Genomic DNA, 22,271 nt, shown 5'->3' on the forward strand with positions numbered 1-22,271 from the left:
ACTTTGAATTACTAATAATCAAAACGTTTAAAAGCTTCAATAGCTTCGTATTCTGCTAATCCTAATTCGTCATATAAAATGGCGGTGTTTTTATTACGGTCTTCGGCTCTGACCCAGAATTCTCTTGAATCATTTCCTTGAAACATTACTCTGTCTTTCTGAGATTGATGGTACAAAATCGCATGACGTTTCAATAATACTTCTGATGGTGAAAGCGGAACGGCCATATCAATTTCATGGATATCCCATTCGTGCCAAGCGCCTCTGTACAACCAAAGCCAGCAATCATCCATGTATTTTTCAGGTTTTAGTTCCTTCATTGCTGCAAAAATGGCATTTAAGCAAACTTCGTGTGTTCCGTGAGGATCAGCAAGATCTCCCGCTGCAAATACCTGATGTGGTTTTATTTTGGCAATAATATCTTTTACTATGGCAATATCTTCAAGTCCTAAAGGTTTTTTCTTCACCTGACCGGTTTCATAAAAAGGAAGATCTAGAAAATGTGTATTCTCATCTTTTAATCCAATATATCTGGTAGCTGCATAAGATTCGCGGCGTCTTATAAGTCCTTTAAGTTTTCTTACTTCCAGTGAATCTATTTGATTTTCTGTTTTATTATTTAAAAAATCAATCACTGACGAGAAATTAACGCCCTCAATATCTTTTCCGATAAAATCATTGCAAACTTCTGCAAATTTTAATGCTTCATCATCTGTAACGGCAATATTTCCTGAGGTTTGGTACACAACATGAACATCGTGACCTTGTTTTATTAATTTAGAAAAAGTGCCACCCATAGAAATCACATCATCATCCGGATGTGGGCTAAAAAGAATTACTCTTTTTTTAGCAGGGTTTGCTCTTTCGGGGCGGTGAGAATCCTCCGTATTTGGTTTTCCACCCGGCCAACCTGTAATGGTATGCTGTAAAACATTGAACATATTAATATTCAAATCGTAAGCTGAACCTTCCTGAGCTAACAGATCCGACATTCCGTTATTATTGTAATCTCTGTCTGTTAATTTTAATATAGATTGTTTGGTTTCTCTACAAAGCCAAACGATAGCTTTACTTTTTAATTCTTGTGTCCAAGTACAACCGCCAACTAACCATGGCGTTTCAAATCGTGTTAATTCTGATGCTGAAAATTGATCTAATACAAAGGTGGCATTAGAATGATTTTGTAAAAAAGTAGCAGGAACTTCAGAAGTTATTTCACCTTGAATTGTTCTTTTGATAATTGCGGCTTTATTTTGCCCCCACGCCATCAAAACAATTCGTTTAGATCTAAGAATCGTAGAGACTCCCATTGTGATTGCTCTTGTAGGAACATTATCAATACCATTAAAGTCTGAAGAAGCATCGACTCTGGTAATATGATCTAATGTTATAATTCTGGTTCCGGAATTAATGTGTGAACCCGGTTCATTGAAACCTACGTGTCCGGTACGACCAATTCCTAATAATTGAAAATCCAGTCCTCCGGCTTCTCTTATTTTTAATTCGTAATCAACGCAGTATTGGTTTAATTCTTCTAATGCAACTGTTCCATCCGGGATATTTACATTTTCAGGTTTTATGTCAATATGATTGAATAAATATTGATGCATAAAATAATGATAACTCTGACGATTCTCTTTGGTCATCGGATAATATTCATCCAGATTAAAAGAGACAACATTATGAAAGCTCAAACCATCTTCCTTATGCATTCGAACCAATTCTTCGTACACTTTTATTGGCGACGACCCTGTAGCCAGACCAAGTACACATGATTTATTCTTAGCTTGTTTTGATCGGATTAATTCGGCTATTTCCTGAGCAACTACTTTTGAAGCTTCAATTGAACTCTCAAAAATGACATTATGATTTTTTTCAAAGCGGGTTTCTTCAAATTTTCCAGGTATGTCGTAAGCCAAAGAAGTAGTGGTTTTCATAATATATTCTATTAGTTAAATTTTTGGTTTAACAAATATATACAAAAAACAAAACTATTTCATTATTTTGCGTTATTTAACAAAATAAAAATTTAAACACGCAAAATAACGCATAAAAGATTAAATAAATATCAAATTACAACACAGAAACGCCTGCTTTTCTATACTCTTCCAGCATTGAATCTTCCGGATCTAAATTTGTGACAATAGTGCTCAACTGATTAAGATCGCAAACTACATGAGGCATTTTTGTATCTAATTTATTTGAAGAAAACATCGAAACCACTCTGTCAGAAGCTTCTATCATCGCTTTTTTTACAATCGAAATTTCATACCCGATCTCTGTCAAACCTTGTTTTATATTAATACTGCTGGCTCCAATAAAACAAATATCAGCTTTAATCTTCGATACAACCTGAATCACATCCATACCGATTGTTACCATTGCGTTTTTCTGCATTTTTCCACCAATAAAGATTAAATCTACATTTGGATGTTGTGATAATTGCATCGCTATTGGCAAACTATAAGTATATATAGTAGCCTTTAAATCTGAAGGAATTAATTTTGCAAACACCAAATTAGTACTTCCTCCACTCATTATAATAACTTGTCCATCATGTAATAAAGACAATGCTTTTGTTGCGATTTGTTTCTTTTCATCTTCGCCGCTTATATCAATATTAAAAACATCGACAGATTTTTCTGTAATTTGAATCGCTCCGCCATAAACCTTCTCAAGTAGCTTCTTACTGTCTAATTCATTCAGATCCCGTCTTATTGTATCTTCTGACAAATCCAGATCTAAAGCCAAATCTGTCGTAACAACCTTTTGTTCCTCAATGAGTTTAGACATTATATATTTATGTCTTTCAGCTTTCAGCATTTTTTAGAAATTAAAAATTCAGGACAAATATATCAAATATTTTAATTGAAAAGGCGAGAATATATTGACAACTGCAATAGTTTGCATATTTTATTATAAACCCTACACCTATAATTGATTCATAAATAATATTTGCGTTATTTTGCGTTATTTTAGTTAATTTTTGAAAAAAAATACAAAATGTTGCATTTATATGCAATAAATAAATATATTTGCTCAACAACCATTAAAAAAACCAAATAATCATGAAAAAATTATTCCTTATTTCATTGTTGGTTTTGTTCATTCAAGTAACATTTGGGCAAACAAAAACAATTACCGGAACTGTAAAAAACAAGGCGGACGGGTTTCCTATTCCTGGAGTTAGTGTCCTTATTCAGGGAACTTCAAATGGCACCACAACCGACTTTGATGGAAACTACAGTATTTCAGCATCACCAGGGCAAAGCTTAGTTTTTAGCTACATGGGATCTGAGACACAAGTGGTAAAAATTGCAGGGCAACAAAAAATCAACATTTCTCTTGCCGAAGCTACTTCAAAATTAGACGAAGTTGTTATTGTGGGATTCTCTTCTCAGAAGAAAACGAATCTAACAGGAGCTGTAGCAAACATTGATGTTGCCAAAACAATAGGCAGCAGGCCTCTAACAGATGTTAGTAAGGCATTGCAAGGTACAACTCCGGGTGTAAACGTAAGTTTTAACTCTGGAAATATGAATCGTCCAGCCACTATTAATATTCGTGGAGCAGGTACTGTAAATACTTCAAACGGCGGTTCAGATGGTCCACTAATATTAGTTGATGGAGTTCCAACAGATTTATCTCTTATTAACCCAAATGATATCGCAACAATGTCTGTACTTAAAGATGCAGCTTCAGCTTCTATCTACGGTGCACGTGCTGCTTTTGGGGTAGTTCTAATCACTACTAAAGGAGGGAAAACAGGAGAAGGCAAAGTGAGATTCTCTTATAGTGCTAACACAGCTTTTACAAACCCTATTTCTACATTAAAATTCTTAGATCCAACTGTAGAAATTCCGGGATTAATTGCAGCAGGAACTCGTACTGATGGCTCTACACCAGAAATTTTTGGCCAAAATTACAACACTTTACTTGCAGGAATTAAAAACTGGAAAGAAAAATACGCTAACAACCGCACTAGTCGTGAAATGGTATATGGTGAAGACTGGGAAATTAAAAATGGTACTCCATATTTCTACAGAGTTTGGGACGCTAATAAAGAATTGTATGCAAGCAATGCGCTTCAAACTACTCACAATCTTTCGGCACAAGGAAACTTAGGAGATAAAAGTTCTTTCTTTGCTTCATTTGCACTTACTAATCAAGATGGTATGTTAAGAGTAAATCAAGAACAAAGACAAAGAACAAATGTTAATTTAGGTTTTACTACAAAATTAGCAGATTGGCTTACTGGAGATTTCAAAGTAATGACAATTAACAGTACTTATGATCAACCATTTAATTACTATGGCGGTACTGGTACTGATGATACTGATTATGGTGGTTATTTTGGATATGCACTTCGTTGGGGACAATATTTCCCAAATTTCGGAACTTACAGAGGATACAATTTCCGTACTGCAGGTGGATATTTATCTAATGCATCAAGAAATGAAAACATTAAACGTAATAATAGACTTAGTGCTAAATTTACAGCAGATATTACAAAAAATTTCAATATTATAGCCGAAGTAAGTAATGTAACTGAAACGTATAACAGAAAACAAAATGGTGGTAAATTCCTTGCTTGGGATAGCTGGTCTGCAATGCCATATGACGCTACAACTATTCAAACTGCTGTTCCTGCAACTCTGGAAGCCGGAAACGATTTTGTAAGTCAATCAAAATCTGAATCAACTACTAATGTTGTAAATATTTATGGTAACTATAAAAAACAGCTTGGTAAGCATAACTTCAAAGTATTAGGTGGTTTCAACTCTGAGTGGCAAAATTTCTCTCGTAATTATGCAAGAAGAAATACACTTTTAGACAAAACAAAACCAGAATTCAATCTTGCTGTTGGAGAACAATTTGTTTCCGGAGCAGCAAATACTAGTCTTAATCCAGCAGAAACAACATATTCGATTGCAGGTTTCTTTGCTCGTGTTAACTACGACTATAACGGAATTTATTTATTAGAAATTAATGGTCGTTACGACGGTTCTTCAAAATTCCCAACAAACGAACAATGGGGGTTCTTCCCTTCTGCTTCTGTGGGATACAAAATTGCTAACGAAAAATTCATGGAAGGTACACGCGGTTGGTTAAACGACCTTAAATTACGTGCTTCTATTGGATCAATCGGAAATCAAAATGTTGGTAACAATGCTTTCTTGTCGATCTTAAACCCTTCAAATCCTTCATGGATAAATAGTGGTTCTACCCTTCCTCCTTCTACTGGTTTACCAACTAACGTTGACCCATCATTAACTTGGGAAAAAGTATATACTAAAGATGTGGGTATTGATGTTAAAATATTTGATATGCTTGGTGCTTCTTTCGACTGGTACCAACGTGATACAAAAGGAATGTTAGCTCCGGGTATAACACTTCCGGGTTCATTTGGTCAAAGTTCTGCACAGACTAACTCAGGAAACATGAGAACAAGAGGTTGGGAATTGTCTTTGAACTTCAATAAACAATTAAGCGAAAATGCTTCTGTATATGTTGATGTAGCTTTATCAGATTATAAATCAGTAATCACAAAATGGAACAACAGCTCTAAATTACTGGCTATAGTTACAAGTACTACTAAACCTTACTATGATGGTTTTGAAATTGGTCAGATTTGGGGTTTAACCAGCGACAGACTTCTTCAGGCTGGTGATGTAATTACAAATAATGGTAAAACCGTAAATGGTGTTGATTACTCTAAAACAATGGGCGGTAACTTTAAATACGGAGCAGGAGATGTTCACTACGTTGATACAAATGGCGATGGTGCGATAACTCGTGGTGCAGGAACTGCAGACGATCATGGTGATTTAAGTAAAATTGGTAACTCTACACCACGTTATAAATACGGTATCACATTAGGTGGAAAGTTCCGCGGATTTGATGCTTCAGCATTCTTTCAAGGAGTTGCAAAACGTGATTACTGGGCTGCTTCTGATGCAGTTTTACCTTTCTATCGTGCACCTCAACAAATGTATGAAAACCAAGCAGATTACTGGACACCAGAAAATACAGGTGCATACTGGCCAAACCCGTATTATGGTAACGAAGCCAATGCTATTGGTTCAGGTACTACAGGTCAAAACAACTTTGTTACGTCAACAAGATATTTATTAAACATGGCTTATGTACGTTTGAAAAATGTTACTCTTGGATATTCTTTACCGGCAAATATTGTAAAAAAAGCAGGATTAGACAAAGTAAGATTATACGCTTCTGGTGAGAACTTATTAACTTGGGCAGATAGCCGTCTTCCTGTTGATCCAGAAATTGATGAAGCAGAAGTTTTCTGGGGAAGAGCTTATCCTTATACTAAAACCGTGTCTTTTGGTGTTGAGCTAGCTTTCTAATACTAACTATTCAAAACTTTTAAAATGAAAAAATCAAATATAAAATCTAGATTTCTGCTGATGTTTGCTGCAAGTATTGTAGCAATGAGCGCAGTTAGTTGTTCAGACTATCTAACAGATGATCCTGCCGATAAATTTACAAACGATAACTTTTGGCAGTCAGAAGACAATGTAAAAACATTTTCATGGCTTAACTACGATACTTTTTATGGTTACGGAAATGGTACCACAATCGGACTTTCTTTTTTCTACTATCATGGTAGTGATTTCAAAGTAGATGATAACTTATCGGCTTTTAGTTTTTATCAAATGCCAATCACAGCGAGTACTACTAATGTTTATTCATGGAATGAATATTACACACTTATTCGTCGTTGTAATTTGATGCTTGAAAAAATACCGACTGTGAGTATGTCACAAGAAAAAAAGAACCATTATATTGGTGTTGCTAAATTTTTTAGAGCTTATACTTATTTCCGTTTAGTACAAAAAATGGGAGATGTACCTTATACTGACAAATTTTTAGCACAGAGTGACCCTCTTGTTTATGCTCCGGCAATGCCAAGAGCGCAAGTTATGGATAAAGTTATTGCTGATTTGGAAGAAGCTGCAAGTTTAATGCTTCCTGTAGATGATAAAAATGCTACCGTAAATAAATATACTGCTTATGCAGCTTTGAGTAATGCTTGTATTTATGAAGGTACTTACAGAAAATACCATTTAAATCAAGATGGAAGTGCATTTTTAAACAAAGCAAAAACAGCTTCTTTAGCAGTAATGAATAACTCTGCTTATAAATTAAATGCTGATTGGAAATCACTTTACAATTCAGTTGAATTACTTGGTAATACTGAAGTGATCCTTACAAAACGTTATTTAACAAACGTATTGATGCACTCACTTCAAAACTATACCAACACTTCGACTATTCAATACGGTTTAACCAAATTTGCAGCTGATAGTTATGTAACTACAAACGGATTACCTATTCAACAAGCAGGAAATGCTCAATACACCGGTGATGACAACGTCACAAAAACTTTTGCGAACAGAGATCCTCGTTTTGGAAAAACTGTAAACAACAGTAATTACGGTTACAAAGGAAAACCTTTCAGTACTGCCGCATTGGTTTCAATGTCAGGATATGTATTTGAATTGTACAACAACCCTGCAACAACCGGTCCTGATGTTACAACCGGCGGACGTAATTATACTGATGCTCCTTTATTTACGTTAAGTGAAGTATATTTAAATTATGCCGAAGCTTGTGCTGAACTTGGTACTGCAAGTAATAACGATCTTAATATTTCTATCAATTTAGTACGTGCCCGCGCAGGTATTGCACCTTTGACTACTGACGGAGTTAATGCTTCTGCAAGCGGTGTACAAATTAATGACCCAAGAAGAACTTCTGCTTTAGAGCAAATTTCAGGAGTTGTAAATCCTTTAATCTGGGAAGTACGTCGTGAGCGCCGAATTGAATTTATGAGCTGGACAACTTTAAGACAAGCTGATATTTACCGTTGGAAAAAAGGTGATTACCTTGATACTAATAAAAATCCTGATGTAAATCTTGGTGCAAGAATTGGAACTCCTGTTGGATCACAAACTGTAGTAGATGCGAACGGATATGTAAAATTATACCCTACAAGCACAAGAACCTTTGAAGCAAAACACTATTTAATGAATATCCCAACAAACGATATTGATTTATACAAAGCTCAGGGTGTAACATTAAAACAAAACCCAGGTTGGTAATTTAAAGTTTTAAAAACTAAAAATACCAATACAATAATAAACTACCTCTGGACATTAATTATTCCAGAGGTAGTATTTAAAAATCACTTTTTCTAATCACAAAATGTGACAGACAAAACGACAGAATAAAATCTTAATCTGAAAAACTCAGATCTCCCTTTCTACATTACCACAACTACAACAATCAAAAAACATCAAATAGCAATCAAATAATAGTCTAATTTTATTTAGTCCATTTTTGTACTCTAACTATTAACTGTAATTAAGATGATAAAATTCATAACAAAAAGTATTCTTATTGTAACTACTTTATTTTTTACGTCCTCCTACTCCAATTCATTTCAATCAGTTACAAAAAGTAAAACAACGATCATAAGTTCTCCAATTAAAACCGGAGCCGATAATTATGAGAAGTATTTACCTTTATTGAAAGATAAAAAAGTAGGAATCGTTACGAATCCAACTGGAATCTTGTCTGATAAAACACATTTGGTAGATTTTTTATTAGAGAAAAAAATTGCGATACAAACCATCTTCGCTCCTGAACACGGATTTAGAGGAACTGCCGATGCAGGTGAACACATAGTTGACGGAAAAGATCCAAAAACAGGATTATCTATTATATCTCTATACGGAGACAATAAAAAACCAAAAGCAGCACAATTAGCAGGAATTGACGTTATGATTTTTGATTTGCAAGATGTTGGCGCACGTTTCTACACCTATATTTCTTCATTACATTATGTTATGGAAGCTTGTGCAGAAAACGGAGTTACGCTAATAGTTCTTGACAGACCAAATCCAAATGGCGGTATTGTTGACGGACCACTTTTAGAAAAAGAATTTACAAGTTTCGTGGGCATGCACCCTATTCCGTTACTTCACGGAATGACTATTGGCGAATATGCTCAAATGATCAATGGTGAGAAGTGGCTCAAAGATGGCGTTCAATGCAAACTTACAGTTATTCCTTGTCTTGATTATAATAGAAAAATGGAATACAGTTTACCTGTTAAACCCTCTCCAAATTTACCCAATGATCAATCTATAAATCTTTATGCAAGTTTGTGTTTGTTTGAAGGTACGAATGTAAGTATGGGACGCGGAACTGAAAAACAATTCCAAATTTATGGCTCTCCTTTTTTAACAAAAACTAATTTTAGTTTTACTCCTAAACCCAATTTTGGAGCCAAAGATCCATTATACAATGGTAAAGAATGTTTTGGCGAAGACCTGACAGCTTATCCAAAACTAAAGCAATTAGAGTTAAAATGGTTACTTAAAGCATACCAAAACACGAGCGATAAAACGAAATTCTTTAATGGCTTTTTTACAAAATTGGCCGGAACAAAAAAATTACAGCAACAAATTGAAAGCGGAACTTCTGAAGAAATAATTAGAAAGAGCTGGAAGAAGGATTTAGAAGCTTTCAAAAAAATGCGCGTAAAATATCTACTTTATAAATAACAGTTATCTGTCTCCAAAAAAAAAAATCAAAATATAAAAAATCAAATAGAAATGGCAAAAGTAAATCCAGACACAGAACGTGAATCTCTTTATTCTAATTTAGATAAAATGAGCACTAATGAATTACTTACAAGTATAAATAATGAAGATAAAAAAGTAGCCGATATAATTGAAAAACAAATTCCAAATATTGAAAAATTAGTAGATGTTATTGTTTCTAAAATGAAACTTGGCGGAAGATTATTTTACATTGGAGCCGGTACATCTGGACGAATTGGTATTCTAGATGCCTCAGAATGTCCTCCAACTTTTGGAGTTCCGGACAACTGGATTATCGGAATCATTGCAGGTGGCGACTCAGCGATTAGAAAAGCGGTAGAAAATGCCGAAGATGATATTAATCAAGCCTGGAGAGATTTATCTGCTTACGACATTTCGAGTTTAGATGTTGTAATTGGTATTGCAGCTTCCGGAAACACTCCATATGTTATTGGCGGATTAAAAAAAGCAAGAGAAAACAATATCGCAACCGGAAGTATTTCATGCAATAGCGCAAGTCTTATTTCAAAACAAGCCGATTATCCTATCGAATTAATTGTTGGCCCAGAGTTCTTAACAGGAAGTACCAGAATGAAAGCCGGAACATCTCAAAAATTGGCTTTAAACATGATCTCAACTTCTGTTATGATTAAGCTTGGCCGAATTTATGGCAACAAAATGATCGACATGCAATTGTCTAATAAAAAGCTGGTACAAAGAGGTGTTGAAATGATTGTTGAAGAACTTAAGATTGACGAAAAACTAGCATCTGAATTACTAAAAAAACACAAAAGTGTAAGAGCAGTTTTATTAGCCGAAAATAAAAACCTGGAAGTTTAGCTCCCAAACTATTTAAAATCTTTTATAAATTTATACGAATCAAGTTTTGCCTCTTTTAACTTCAAAAGGAAACCTAACAGTCCCGAAGCCTCGGGATAAAAACCTGTTAGGTTTGATAAAGAGAATAAAATCTATTTCAACTTGATTTGTATAATTCATTAACCAAACCAATAAAGCCATAAAATGACACCAAGTACAATTCTTATCCTAATCATCATTTATTTCGGAACTTTATTCTATATCTCACACAGAGTAAGCCGAAAAGATAGCGGAAATGACGCTTTCTTTACAGCCAATAAAAACTCAAAATGGTATTTAGTTGCTTTTGGGATGATCGGAACGGCTCTTTCAGGAGTAACTTTTATATCTGTTCCTGGAGAAGTAGGCGCTCCAAGTGGTGAACAATTCAAATATTTTCAATTTGTTTTGGGTAATGCACTTGGATTTCTAGTAATTACAAAATTACTATTGCCATTGTATTATAGAATGAACTTAACCTCTATTTATGGATATATAGAACAACGGATGGGGTTTTACAGTTACAAAACTGCAGCATCTATTTTCTTAATCAGCAGAACGGTAAGTTCTGCATTCAGACTTTATTTGGTCGTAATTGTATTACAGCGTTTTGTATTTGATTTTTATAATATTCCTTTTGCATTTACAGTATTAATTTCCTTGATCCTTATATTTTCTTATACGTATCGAGGCGGATTAAAAACCATTATTATCACAGATACCTTGCAGACATTTTTTCTGGTAACATCGGTTTTTCTTACGATCTATTTTATTTGCGACCGAATGGATTTGAGTGCAGTTGGCGCTTTTGAAGAAGTAAAAAACAGTAATTATTCAAAAATATTTTTCTTTGATGACTTTTTCGGAAGTAAATTTCATTTTGTAAAACAGATCTTAGGCGGGATGTTTGTAACTATTGCCATGACTGGTCTGGATCAGGATTTAATGCAAAAAAACCTAAGTTGTAAAAACATTGGCGAAGCACAAAAGAACATGTTTACCTTTACAGGAATCTTTGTGATCATTAACATCTTCTTTTTGAGTGTTGGTGCATTATTATACATTTATGCTAATAAAAACGGAATCGCTATTCCAACAGATTTAATTACAGGCAAACCAAGAACAGATTTACTTTTTCCTGAAATTGCTCTAAATCATTTAGCGACAATTCCGGCAATTGTATTTTTATTAGGAATTATTGCGGCCACTTTTGCCACAACAGATTCGGCATTGACCGCCTTAACGACTTCTTTTTGTGTTGACTTTTTAGGCATGGATAAAGCCGAAAACAGCAAGAAAAATACAGTTCGAACAAGACATATTGTACATATTAGCTTTTCGGCATTGATTTTCTTTGTAATCATTATTTTCAATACCATCAACGACAGTTCAGTTGTTGGAATGATATTTAAGGTTGCATCGTACACATACGGTCCGTTATTAGGATTATATGCTTTTGGATTGTTCCAAAAATCAAGAAATGTAAGTGATAAACTAGTACCGATAATTTGTTTGTTATCGCCTTTCTTCACGTATTTAATCAATGAAAACTCAAAAGTATTATTTGCAGGATATGTGTTCGATAACGAATTAATACTCCTAAACGGATTAATTACTTATTTAGGATTATTCCTTACCAGTTCACGAAGCAGCGAAAAAATATCTTTTTAAATACCTAAAAGTATTCCTAATTTGCTATAAATAAAAGTATAGTAAACCCGTTGAGGATAATTAACAAAAAAACAATTTAACACATAGAATCATAGCTTTTAAATGTGTAGAAGAACACAAAAAAGAAACTAGTTTCTCACACATAGAGCTATGTTCGTTAATACAAGTGAAACGCCTTTTATAAGTTTACAAAATCTATGATTCTATGTGTTAAAAATAATTACGCCCAAAAGGTAATAGTAAATTAAAATCTATATCGCCAAAAAAAAATACTATGAAAAATCACTTCATAAAAATTAGCCTATACGCCACACTTATACTTTTGATTACCAATTGCGCTACTAAAAAAAACAATACCGTAACTGATGTAAAAAAAGATCCTCTTTTAAATGACACCGTTATTTATGTTGCCAAAGATAAATCAGCGAAAAAAAACTTTTTTAAAGATTCTGACAGAGAAACGGCCTGGGTCGACAGCATTTATAATAAAATGACCGTTCGCGAAAAAATTGGACAATTGTTCATGATTTCAGCTTATTCTAATAAAGATTCTTTACATACAAAAGAAGTCAATACATTAATTCAGGATTATAAAGTGGGCGGATTAATCTTTTTTCAGGGCGGACCAGTTCGTCAGGCGAAATTAACCAACCTGTATCAATCAAAAGCAAAAGTGCCACTATTTATAGCAATTGATGCTGAATGGGGATTAGGTATGCGATTAGATTCGACTTATATCTATCCATGGAACATGACTTTAGGCGCTATTCAGGATTTAAGCTTAATTGAAAATGTTGGAAGAAACATGGCCAACGAAAACAAACGAATCGGAATCCATTTTAATTTTGCTCCAGTTCTGGATATCAACACCAATCCTAAAAATCCTATTATTGGCAACCGTTCTTTTGGTGAAGACAAAGTTAATGTAAGTAACAAAGCCATTGCCTTAATGAAGGGCGTTCAAAGTCAGGGCGTTTTTAGTACAGGAAAACATTTTCCCGGACATGGTGATACTGCTGTAGATTCGCATAAAGCATTGCCTTTAATCAATTTTTCTAAAGACCGTCTTGAACTGGTTGAATTGTATCCGTACAAACAAATATTTGATGAAGGTTTAGTATCAGTAATGGTAGCCCATCTCAATATTCCAAGTTTAGAACCGCAAACTAACATTCCTTCTTCTGCTTCTTATAACATTGTAACTAACCTGCTTCAAAAAGAATTAGGTTTCAATGGTTTGATTTTTACAGATGGTCTGGCAATGAAAGGTGCCGCCGATTTTAAAGGTCCCGGAGATTTAGAAATAGCCATGCTACTTGCCGGAAATGATATTTTTCTTGGGCCTGAAAATGTACCTGCTGCATTTCAAAAATTAGAAACTGCTTATACAGAAGGTGTAATTACCGAAGAACGTTTGTCACACTCCGTAAAAAAAATATTGCATTATAAATTCAAAGCCGGATTAAACAAGTATAAGCCAATTGATATGGCTAACATTTACAATGATCTTAATCCGTTAAAAAATGATGCTTTACACTATAAACTGTATGAAAATGCGATTACCGTTTTAAAGAATGAAAAGGAAATACTGCCAATCAAAAACTTAGATCAGAAAATCGCCTACGTAAAATTAGGAGATGATGTTAACAGTACTTTTGTAACGGCTTTAAAAAAATATACAGAAGTTACAGAAGTGTCCAACACCAACATTGACAGTTTAAACAATGAATTAAAAAAATACGATACTGTAATTATTGGTTTCCATAAATTGAATAAAACTTGGGAAAAACAAAACTTTACAGATACTGAATTACTTTGGCTACAAGAAATTGCAAAGCACAACAAAGTGATTTTAGATATTTTCACAAAACCCTATTCGTTATTGCCAATCACAAATTTTGATGATATTGAAGGTTTAGTCGTTTCTTACCAAAACTCTAGTATAAGTAATATCGTTTCGGCAGAATTGCTATTTGGAGCAATCGGAGCTAAAGGAAAATTGCCTGTATCTGTTAATACAAGCTTTAATGTAAATGATGGTTTATCTACTGAAAAATTAAATCGTCTGGCTTTTACAACTCCAGAAAATGTAGATATGAATTCGGCTATTTTATCTAAAATTGATGCTATAGCCCAAAAAGCAATTGATGGTAAAATGACTCCGGGAATGCAAGTTCTTGTAGCCAGAAAAGGAAGCGTGATTTTTCAGAAATCATACGGTTATCAAACTTATGACAATGCTAAAAAAGTTACAAATTCAGATTTGTATGATGTCGCTTCGATTTCAAAAATGATTTCGACTTTGCCAAATGTGATGCAATTGTACGATAAAAACAAAGTAACTCTGGATACACAACTAAAAGATATGGTGCCTTTTTTTGCAAAAACAAATAAGGAAAACATGACTTTTAAGGATTTACTAACGCATTATGCAGGACTTCAGGCTTGGATTCCGTTTTACAAAGCAACTTTGGACAATAACGGAAAACCTTCACCAAAATACTATCGTAAGATAGCCGAATCTAAATTTTCGACGAAAGTCGCTGATAGTTTATTTATTAGAAATGATTATCACGATACGATCATGAAAATCATTGCTAACAGTCCGTTATCACTTAAAAAAGAATACAAATACAGCGATTTTACTTTTATCATTTTAAAAGAATATCTGGAAAGAAAAACGCATACAAAATTAGAAGATTTGAGCCAGCAGAATTTTTACAGCTCTCTGGGGATGAATAATACACTTTACAATCCGCTGAACAAATTTGACAAAAATAACATTGCTCCTACTGAAATTGATACTTATTTTAGACATCAGCTTATTCAGGGCTACGTGCACGATATGGCAGCAGCAATGGAAGGCGGAGTTGCCGGTCACGCCGGAATTTTCTCCAACAGTATGGATGTTGCCAAAATGATGCAGTTGTATTTACAAAAGGGAAATTACGGTAATAAACAATATTTTTCTGAGCAAACATTTGATGCTTTTAACACTTGCTATTACAAAGACAAAGGCGTTCAAAGAGGTTTAGGTTTTGATAAGAGAATTGACAAAGACGGCCCAACTTGCGCTTGTGTTTCTGAATCAAGTTTTGGACACACCGGTTTTACAGGAAATATCGCATGGGTAGACCCTGAAACTGAAATTGTTTACGTGTTTTTATCAAACAGAACTTATCCTAACGTTGGCGAAGACGGAAACAAACTCGCTAAAGGAAAAATTCGAGAAGACATTCAGAAAATAATTCAGGAAGCCATCATAAAATAACGAACCCAAAACAACCCAACCTATGACAAAAGAACGTTTAACTTCACTAGATGTATTTAGAGGATTTACTATTTTATTAATGACAATAGTGAACAATCCTGGCAGTTGGTCATCGATTTATCCGCCGTTAGAACATGCCGAATGGCACGGCTGTACTCCTACTGACTTGGTTTTTCCATTCTTTGTTTTTATAATGGGAACTGCAATACCATTTGCAATGCCAACAAAACATTTTGATTGGGCAGTTTTTAATAAAATTATGGTTCGTTCACTTCGAATATTCTGTTTGGGATTCTTCCTGAGCTGTTTCAGCAGAATTCATTTATTTGATCTGGAAGGAATCCCTTTATTGGCAATTAGATTAATGATAACTTTTGCGGTAGCTTATGCGCTTTTAGGAAACTTTAGTTTAAAAGTAAAAACGTATCTCGCAGTTGGAATTTTTGTAATACTATTATCTTTAGCATACAGTAACATTGAATCTTTTCAAGATACCAGAATACCCGGAGTTTTACAACGAATTGGAATTGTGTACTTCTTCACTTCGATTTTATATTTAAAAACAAATTTAAAAACACAACTTCTGGTTGCCGCTTCATTATTAGTCGGTTATTGGCTTTTAATGGCTTTTGTTCCCGTTCCCGGATTTGGCGCTGCGAATTTTGAGAAAGGAACAAATCTTGCAGCATGGTTAGACAATTTACTTTTAGAAGGGCATTTATGGAGCTTTTCTAAAACTTGGGATCCGGAAGGAATTTTGAGCACTTTACCAGCTATAGGAACCGGTATTATCGGGATGTTTATCGGACAATTACTAAACTTACCAATTTCTAAAATTGAAATCGCTAAAAAAATTGCTATCGCCGGAATCGTATTGCTAATTTCAGGTTTACTTTGGAGTATTATATTTCCAATAAATAAATCACTTTGGACAAGTTCATATGTATTATACACCGCCGGTATCGCAACAATGTGCCTTACTTTATTGTATTATATAATAGATATTGCCAATTACAAAAAATGGACTAAATTGTTCTTAATCTGGGGTGTAAACCCAATGATTGTATTTTTCTTTTCGGGAATAATTCCAAGAGTTTTAAGTTCAATAAAAGTTCAAAGTCCGGAAATTGCAACAGAAGAAATCAATCTTCAAACATTAATTTACAAATTTGGGATTGCGCCTTGTTTCGAAAATCCATTAAATTCTTCAGTGGCTTATGCTATTTCGTACGCTATATTTTGGTCTGTTATATTATGGATTTTCTATAAAAAGAAGTTAATCTTTAAGGTGTAGTTATATTGTTTTTATTCGATTTAGAAATGCAGTAAAAATTAGATTTTCATAAAAAAAGAGACGAGTGATCGTCTCTTTTTTTATATGAAAATACTAGCCAAAAGACTCTATGTATTTACAGTATAATATTTCTTTCGAAACCAAAAAGAAACGTTTACTAATGCAATAAGAGCAGGAACCTCAACCAAAGGCCCAATGACTCCCGCAAATGCTTCACCGCTATTAATTCCAAAAACACCAATCGCAACTGCAATTGCCAATTCGAAATTATTTCCTGTTGCGGTAAAAGCTATAGCTGTTGCTTTTGAATAATCGGCGCCAAAGTATTTTCCAACAAAAAAACTTATCACAAACATGATGCAAAAATAAATTACCAACGGTATAGCAATACGAATTACATCCATCGGAATTCGAACGATTAACTCTCCTTTTAGACTAAACATAACGATGATCGTAAAGAGTAAAGATATAAGTGTTACTGGCGAAATAAAGGGAACGAATTTGGTTTCGAACCATTCAATTCCTTTCCATGCGATAAGAGCATAACGGCTAACAATTCCTAGTACAAAAGGAATACCTAAATAAATACCAACACTTTCTGCAATCTGACCAATACTAATATTAACCTCAAAACCATCATATCCAAAATATGGAGGAAGAATTGTAATAAATAGATAAGCATATACACTATAAAGCAAAACCTGAAAAATACTATTTAACGCTATAAGTCCAGCCGCATATTCTCTATTTCCATCCGCCAGATCATTCCAAACCACAACCATTGCTATACAACGAGCCATTCCAATAAGAATAACCCCAATCATGTATTCAGGATATCCATTTAAAAAAAGCAACGCCAATAAAAACATTAAAACAGGACCAACGATCCAGTTTAAAAATAGTGATGCTCCTAATATTTTAGTGTTTCTAAAAACCTGTCCCATTTGGTCATACTTCACTTTAGCCAATGGCGGATACATCATAAGTATTAATCCAATTGCTAAGGGAATATTAGTGGTTCCGCTTGAAAAAGAATGAATAAAATCATCGCTCGATGGTATAAAATAACCAATTATTACACCCAGTGCCATGGCCAGGAAAATCCAAAGAGTTAAAAATCGATCAAGGAAACTTAATTTCTTTCGTTCAACCGCGGGCGCACAATTATTTGCTGCCATTTTTATTGTTGGATTTGAGAGAAAACATAGAACATTTCAGTTCCAATTTGAAGACTGCGTTCCTGATAGATTTGCTTTTGCTGTGCTGTTCCATCAGAAACCTTTGGATCTTCAAACGTAATTGGAATACGTTTTTCTGCCCCGGCAATAAAAGGGCAACCTCCATCAGCTTGCGAGCAAGTCATTATAGCAGCAAATTCGCTTTCGGGATTAAAATCATCATCATATGTTTTAGAAAATCCAATAACAGGATGTTGATTTGCCGAAAACTTTATTGAATAAACAGGATTGTTTCCATTTGAAATCGCCTGTACTTTAAATCCTGTTTGTTTTAAGGTTTCAATAACCTCCGAATATAAAGCAGTTGCCTCAGTTCCGCCTGAATAACACACAACATTTTTTACATTATAAAATGCACTGGCGGTTTGCGCCCAAACCTGAGACAAATGACTTCTTCTTGAATTGTGTGTGCAAATTAAATTCAGCCGTATTTCCTGTTTGTTGCTCACTTTATCCTGAATATAATCTACTAAAGGCTGCAACACCTTTTTGCGGTCTTCAGAAATCTGATTGAAATCAAAACTGTCAATTGTATTTTTTATTTTGTTGTATAACATAGATTTTCAAATAACTGTTTTTAATTAAAATTAGCAACAGCTTCCGCCCGGCGTGCAAGAATTAGCTTCATCTGTATTACCCAAAATTTTAAATTTACTTTCCTCTGCCGGAATTCCGCATTGATCCTGTGCCAAACAAGCCGTTTGTTTGTTTAATAAAATGAAGTTTTTACCATTAAAATCCAAATCATATTTACCAATAGTTGTATCCTGATATTCTACCTCAATTTCATGATCTTCAATACCTAAAACCTTTTCTGAAAGTGCTATAATATGAATTAATTTTTGAGGCTTCAATCTGTGTTCATAATCATTGGCATCCCAAAGCTGAAAATTTACTTTTGTTTCATTTCTAACCACTCCACCGCAATCAATAAAGTTTTTACTAATCAAACCTACTTCGGTTACATGAAAATACTCCGGAACAAAAGTTCCATTTGGCAATTCAAAATTTACAGTTTCTACTGTATTTAATATTTTTTTTATTTCTGAAAGTTTCATTTTTTTCTGCTTTAAAAGTTAGCAGCAATCATTTCTCTTTTTCTTAAGATGATTGCTTATATGTTCAAAAAATCCTTTAATTTTTTCTAATCCGGGTTCATTTATACAGTAGCAAATAGAATTACCTTCGATGTTGCCTTTTATCAAACCTGCATTTTTTAATTCTTTAAGATGTTGTGAAACTGTTGGCTGCGAAAGTGGTAATTCATTCACTATATCACCGCAAATACAGGCATCAACTTTTAGAAGATATTCCATAATTGCAATCCGTGCCGGGTGTCCTAAAGCTTTTGCCAAAATCGCAAGTTCGTTTTGGTTTTCTGTAAAATGATCTGTCTTTGTAGCTCCCATTGTTTTATACCTATATTGCAATATTACGATAAACATTGAAGCGGAAAAAACTTTTTAACTTTTTTTTATTTACTGCAAATCGAGATATCACTTAATACTCCCACATAAATATAAGATTTACAAGCAACTACAATCGTTACATGGGAATTTTAAAAATTAATAAAAAAATTATGTAAATACTTCTAAAAACTAAATACCCAAATTGTACGTATGTACGGAAATATAGTAGTCTTGAATGTTTTAAACCAAAATCATAATCAGTTTTGGAGCATCTTGAGCTCGATACACCAACTATAGGATTATTTTTTGGTAAATTTTAAATTAGAATAAAGGATTGGAAAAATTAGACATTCAAAGATTAAAAAGTAGTTTACAGTATTTGAAAAGTAAGCAGAGAGAATTAAAAAAACATCCTGAAAATGATAATCGAAGTTTAGAATCGATCATAAAATATTTAAAAAAGGATATGATCGATCAGTTCAATCTAACAAAGTACGATCTATACATTAAGCAAGATCTTAAAAACACCGAAACATTTATCGACAGTGTGCGAAAAATTATAGAGACAAATTCTTAAAGTAATGCTTTAAAAGTTGGTCTCTATACGCTGTTTATATGATATAAATTTCAGCAAAATCTCTATCCTTTTCGAATCAAATAGATCAAAATTTCATCCTCTAATTCTTTTGATAAGTTTTCATATTCTAATTTATGTTTGAAATTTTTCTCGAATTTCTCCTTAAATTTTTCTGCCTTTAATTTACTCTTACAGTAATCATCGCAGATTAATTTAAAATTATCATCTACTAAATACAAAATCTTAAGCGACTCCATATACTCAATAAATTTGGTGCTATACAACTCTTTTGGGACAGCCATTTTTTGCGTTTTTTTTTAATAGAATTAAATTACAAATAAAAAAGAAGTCGTTGTTTAGAAACAGGTTTCATTTTATAAATTGCAACGACAACAACTTTTTTTGAAACAGCTCTCTGTTTTAAAACTAAGATAATTCAAAAAAAAAACTTGCGTTTGCAACCTCTTAGTTCATTATAAGATTAAAAATAAGTGGTAACTTTTCATGCTTTTTTGAGTCAAATAATTAGAAACCAATGACAACAGATATTATAGAATTGAATGATTTTATTGTTTTAATAGAACAATCCAACACTTCGAAACCATTTGTGCAGAAATGTGAAATTGACGGAGATGCTGTAGGATTTGCATTTTACGGTTCCGGAAATGTCGAATTGGAAATCAAACACAACAATCAAACTAAATATTTGACCAATACAACAGGTTTGGCGATTTGTTTTTTTGGAAATCAAAAAGTAGAATTCTCCCATAAAATAGAACCTGATAAACCGCTGCAATCGATTAGCATTTTTACTAAACTAAAAAACCTAAATGCATTACCGCAGGCAGAAAAAGAGATTTTTGAAAACCAACTTCCGGAGTTACTAAATCCGAAAGAGCATTTTGTAAAAGGGCCGTCATTTTATATGACTTTAGATATGCAGTTGGCGGTTCAAAAAGTCTTCAATACTACCTACACGGGCAACACAAGATTGTTATTTTTAAAAAGCCAGATCAATGAACTACTAGCCCATTTCTTTGCACTTTTAACTACAGACGCCAAAATTGATCTTTCAGAAATAGATAAAAACAAACTTTTTAAAGCAAAAGAGATTGTAACCAACAGCTATTCAAAACCTCCTTCGATCACACAATTATCGCAAATGGTGGGTTTAAATAGTAGTAAACTGAAAAAGAATTTCAAAGAATTATTTGGGATTCCGGTTTTCAAATATGTTCAGGAAGAAAGACTTCATAAAGCTTACGAATTACTTCGTGAAAGCGAAAAAACTGTTCAGGAAGCCGCTTGGGAAGTAGGTTACGACAGTTTAAGTTCGTTTTCAAATGCCTTTTATAAAAAATTCGGAATGCGTCCGAATGAAGTCAGACAACAATTCCTTTCAAACAAATCTTAATTCTTTTCAGACAAATGATTCTTTTTTAATCGCTACAACTTTGTATCAGTATTCATTTAAAAAATATTGATATGAGCAAAGAGAAAATTTTAGTCTTGGGTTCCAACGGGAAAACGGGACGCAGAGTAATTGAAAGATTAGAAAAAGTCCAGAACATTGAAATTCGTCGAGGTTCTCGAAATGAAAAGATACCTTTTGATTGGGAAAAACCAGCAACCTGGAACTCAGTCCTGCAAAATATTGATTCGGTTTATATTACTTTCCAGCCGGATTTAGCCATTCCAATTGCAGTAGATTCTATTCAGAAATTTACAAAGCTAGCTACAGAATTAGGCGTACAAAAAATGGTTTTACTTTCTGGAAGAGGCGAAAAAGAAGCTCAACTTTGCGAAGAAATAGTAAAACAGAATGCCCAAAACTGGACAATTGTTCGCGCAAGCTGGTTCAGTCAAAACTTTAGCGAAAGCTTTTTTCTTGAACCCATATTAGCAGGAATCGTGGCGCTGCCAAGAGCAAAAGCACTCGAACCTTTTACAGATGCAGATGATATTGCCGATGTTGTCACGGCCTCACTTTTAGAAAATAAACACAACGGGCAAACCTATGAATTGACTGGTCCAGGATTATTAACTTTTGAACAAGCCGTAAATGAAATTGCTAAAGCCAGTGGAAAAAACATCACTTTTCAGTCTTTAACACTAGAAGAATACATTCAAATGCTGAGAGAATATCAGGTTCCTGATGATCATATTTGGTTGGTTAATTATCTTTTCGAACAAGTTCTAGATGGCAGAAACGCTCACATTACATCAGATATCGAAAAAGTTTTGGGAAGAAAAGCCAAAGATTTTTCTGCTTACGCGAAAGAAACAGCAAAAACCGGAATTTGGAATCCATAAAATCAATT

Annotated in this window: 16 protein-coding genes; 9 read left to right on the forward strand and 7 right to left on the reverse strand. The window is 33.7% G+C overall.

The window, feature by feature from the left end:
- Nucleotides 1-11: 11 nt before the first annotated feature.
- On the reverse strand, nucleotides 12-1,937 hold the full coding sequence (nagB, locus tag ACHRVZ_RS17550) for a glucosamine-6-phosphate deaminase (RefSeq protein ID WP_395424187.1): 1,926 nt from the start codon (nucleotides 1,935-1,937) through the stop codon (nucleotides 12-14).
- A 136-nt stretch (nucleotides 1,938-2,073) separates the two neighbouring features.
- Entirely contained in the window at nucleotides 2,074-2,823 is a 750-nt protein-coding gene (locus ACHRVZ_RS17555; protein WP_395424188.1) for a DeoR/GlpR family DNA-binding transcription regulator, read from the reverse strand.
- Between the two features lie 245 nt (nucleotides 2,824-3,068).
- Here ACHRVZ_RS17555 and ACHRVZ_RS17560 point away from each other — a divergent pair, with 245 nt between their 5' ends.
- The 7 genes from ACHRVZ_RS17560 (at nucleotide 3,069) to ACHRVZ_RS17590 (ending at nucleotide 16,726) form a co-directional block, all read left to right on the forward strand.
- Nucleotides 3,069-6,368, forward strand: a complete 3,300-nt coding sequence (locus tag ACHRVZ_RS17560) for a SusC/RagA family TonB-linked outer membrane protein (protein WP_395424189.1) — start codon at nucleotides 3,069-3,071, stop codon at nucleotides 6,366-6,368.
- Nucleotides 6,369-6,392: 24 nt separating this feature from the next.
- Nucleotides 6,393-8,126, forward strand: coding sequence for a RagB/SusD family nutrient uptake outer membrane protein (locus ACHRVZ_RS17565; RefSeq protein ID WP_395424190.1), 1,734 nt, complete (start codon nucleotides 6,393-6,395; stop codon nucleotides 8,124-8,126).
- A 267-nt stretch (nucleotides 8,127-8,393) separates the two neighbouring features.
- Nucleotides 8,394-9,593, forward strand: a complete 1,200-nt coding sequence (locus tag ACHRVZ_RS17570) for an exo-beta-N-acetylmuramidase NamZ domain-containing protein (protein ID WP_395424191.1) — start codon at nucleotides 8,394-8,396, stop codon at nucleotides 9,591-9,593.
- Nucleotides 9,594-9,644: 51 nt separating this feature from the next.
- A complete protein-coding gene (gene murQ / locus ACHRVZ_RS17575) occupies nucleotides 9,645-10,472 on the forward strand; it encodes an N-acetylmuramic acid 6-phosphate etherase (RefSeq protein WP_395424192.1) in 828 nt (275 codons plus the stop codon).
- A gap of 183 nt (nucleotides 10,473-10,655) precedes the next feature.
- The gene (locus tag ACHRVZ_RS17580; protein ID WP_395424193.1) at nucleotides 10,656-12,161 is read left to right on the forward strand and encodes a sodium:solute symporter; all 1,506 of its coding nucleotides are present in this window, start codon (nucleotides 10,656-10,658) and stop codon (nucleotides 12,159-12,161) included.
- A gap of 274 nt (nucleotides 12,162-12,435) precedes the next feature.
- Nucleotides 12,436-15,432: a glycoside hydrolase family 3 N-terminal domain-containing protein gene (locus ACHRVZ_RS17585; protein WP_395424194.1), complete on the forward strand. Its 2,997-nt coding sequence runs from the start codon at nucleotides 12,436-12,438 to the stop codon at nucleotides 15,430-15,432.
- Between the two features lie 22 nt (nucleotides 15,433-15,454).
- Nucleotides 15,455-16,726, forward strand: a complete 1,272-nt coding sequence (locus ACHRVZ_RS17590) for an acyltransferase family protein (RefSeq protein WP_395424195.1) — start codon at nucleotides 15,455-15,457, stop codon at nucleotides 16,724-16,726.
- A 107-nt stretch (nucleotides 16,727-16,833) separates the two neighbouring features.
- Here the strand turns inward: ACHRVZ_RS17590 and arsB are convergent, their stop codons facing one another.
- The 5 genes from arsB to ACHRVZ_RS17615 form a co-directional block, all read right to left on the reverse strand.
- Nucleotides 16,834-17,904 carry an ACR3 family arsenite efflux transporter gene (arsB, locus tag ACHRVZ_RS17595; protein WP_395424196.1) on the reverse strand — a complete coding sequence of 357 codons (1,071 nt, stop codon included), beginning with the start codon at nucleotides 17,902-17,904 and terminating at the stop codon, nucleotides 16,834-16,836.
- 2 nt (nucleotides 17,905-17,906) lie between these two features.
- The gene (locus ACHRVZ_RS17600; RefSeq protein ID WP_395424197.1) at nucleotides 17,907-18,521 is read right to left on the reverse strand and encodes a low molecular weight phosphatase family protein; all 615 of its coding nucleotides are present in this window, start codon (nucleotides 18,519-18,521) and stop codon (nucleotides 17,907-17,909) included.
- Nucleotides 18,522-18,551: 30 nt separating this feature from the next.
- The gene (locus ACHRVZ_RS17605; RefSeq protein WP_395424198.1) at nucleotides 18,552-19,022 is read right to left on the reverse strand and encodes a DUF6428 family protein; all 471 of its coding nucleotides are present in this window, start codon (nucleotides 19,020-19,022) and stop codon (nucleotides 18,552-18,554) included.
- A gap of 18 nt (nucleotides 19,023-19,040) precedes the next feature.
- Nucleotides 19,041-19,373, reverse strand: a complete 333-nt coding sequence (locus ACHRVZ_RS17610) for an ArsR/SmtB family transcription factor (RefSeq protein ID WP_395424199.1) — start codon at nucleotides 19,371-19,373, stop codon at nucleotides 19,041-19,043.
- A gap of 639 nt (nucleotides 19,374-20,012) precedes the next feature.
- Nucleotides 20,013-20,252 (reverse strand): hypothetical protein, encoded by a 240-nt coding sequence (locus ACHRVZ_RS17615; protein ID WP_395424200.1) that lies wholly within the window; start codon nucleotides 20,250-20,252, stop codon nucleotides 20,013-20,015.
- 233 nt (nucleotides 20,253-20,485) lie between these two features.
- Here ACHRVZ_RS17615 and ACHRVZ_RS17620 point away from each other — a divergent pair, with 233 nt between their 5' ends.
- Nucleotides 20,486-21,364 (forward strand): helix-turn-helix domain-containing protein, encoded by an 879-nt coding sequence (locus tag ACHRVZ_RS17620; protein ID WP_395424201.1) that lies wholly within the window; start codon nucleotides 20,486-20,488, stop codon nucleotides 21,362-21,364.
- Nucleotides 21,365-21,435: 71 nt separating this feature from the next.
- Nucleotides 21,436-22,263, forward strand: coding sequence for an NmrA family transcriptional regulator (locus ACHRVZ_RS17625; RefSeq protein ID WP_395424202.1), 828 nt, complete (start codon nucleotides 21,436-21,438; stop codon nucleotides 22,261-22,263).
- The last annotated feature ends 8 nt before the right edge of the window (nucleotides 22,264-22,271 follow it).

The sequence above is a fragment of the Flavobacterium sp. FlaQc-57 genome (genome assembly GCF_044007395.1).
Taxonomy (GTDB): Bacteria; Bacteroidota; Bacteroidia; order Flavobacteriales; family Flavobacteriaceae; genus Flavobacterium.

Coding starts and splice junctions, on each gene's coding strand:
- ACHRVZ_RS17620 (WP_395424201.1), top strand. CDS start 20,486: ATGACAACAGATATTATAGAATTGAATGATTTTATTGTTTTAATAGAA.
- ACHRVZ_RS17625 (WP_395424202.1), top strand. CDS start 21,436: ATGAGCAAAGAGAAAATTTTAGTCTTGGGTTCCAACGGGAAAACGGGA.
- ACHRVZ_RS17590 (WP_395424195.1), top strand. CDS start 15,455: ATGACAAAAGAACGTTTAACTTCACTAGATGTATTTAGAGGATTTACT.
- ACHRVZ_RS17610 (WP_395424199.1), bottom strand. CDS start 19,373: ATGGGAGCTACAAAGACAGATCATTTTACAGAAAACCAAAACGAACTT.
- ACHRVZ_RS17570 (WP_395424191.1), top strand. CDS start 8,394: ATGATAAAATTCATAACAAAAAGTATTCTTATTGTAACTACTTTATTT.
- ACHRVZ_RS17555 (WP_395424188.1), bottom strand. CDS start 2,823: ATGCTGAAAGCTGAAAGACATAAATATATAATGTCTAAACTCATTGAG.
- arsB (WP_395424196.1), bottom strand. CDS start 17,904: ATGGCAGCAAATAATTGTGCGCCCGCGGTTGAACGAAAGAAATTAAGT.
- murQ (WP_395424192.1), top strand. CDS start 9,645: ATGGCAAAAGTAAATCCAGACACAGAACGTGAATCTCTTTATTCTAAT.
- ACHRVZ_RS17560 (WP_395424189.1), top strand. CDS start 3,069: ATGAAAAAATTATTCCTTATTTCATTGTTGGTTTTGTTCATTCAAGTA.
- ACHRVZ_RS17600 (WP_395424197.1), bottom strand. CDS start 18,521: ATGTTATACAACAAAATAAAAAATACAATTGACAGTTTTGATTTCAAT.
- ACHRVZ_RS17565 (WP_395424190.1), top strand. CDS start 6,393: ATGAAAAAATCAAATATAAAATCTAGATTTCTGCTGATGTTTGCTGCA.
- ACHRVZ_RS17585 (WP_395424194.1), top strand. CDS start 12,436: ATGAAAAATCACTTCATAAAAATTAGCCTATACGCCACACTTATACTT.
- nagB (WP_395424187.1), bottom strand. CDS start 1,937: ATGAAAACCACTACTTCTTTGGCTTACGACATACCTGGAAAATTTGAA.
- ACHRVZ_RS17605 (WP_395424198.1), bottom strand. CDS start 19,022: ATGAAACTTTCAGAAATAAAAAAAATATTAAATACAGTAGAAACTGTA.
- ACHRVZ_RS17580 (WP_395424193.1), top strand. CDS start 10,656: ATGACACCAAGTACAATTCTTATCCTAATCATCATTTATTTCGGAACT.
- ACHRVZ_RS17615 (WP_395424200.1), bottom strand. CDS start 20,252: ATGGCTGTCCCAAAAGAGTTGTATAGCACCAAATTTATTGAGTATATG.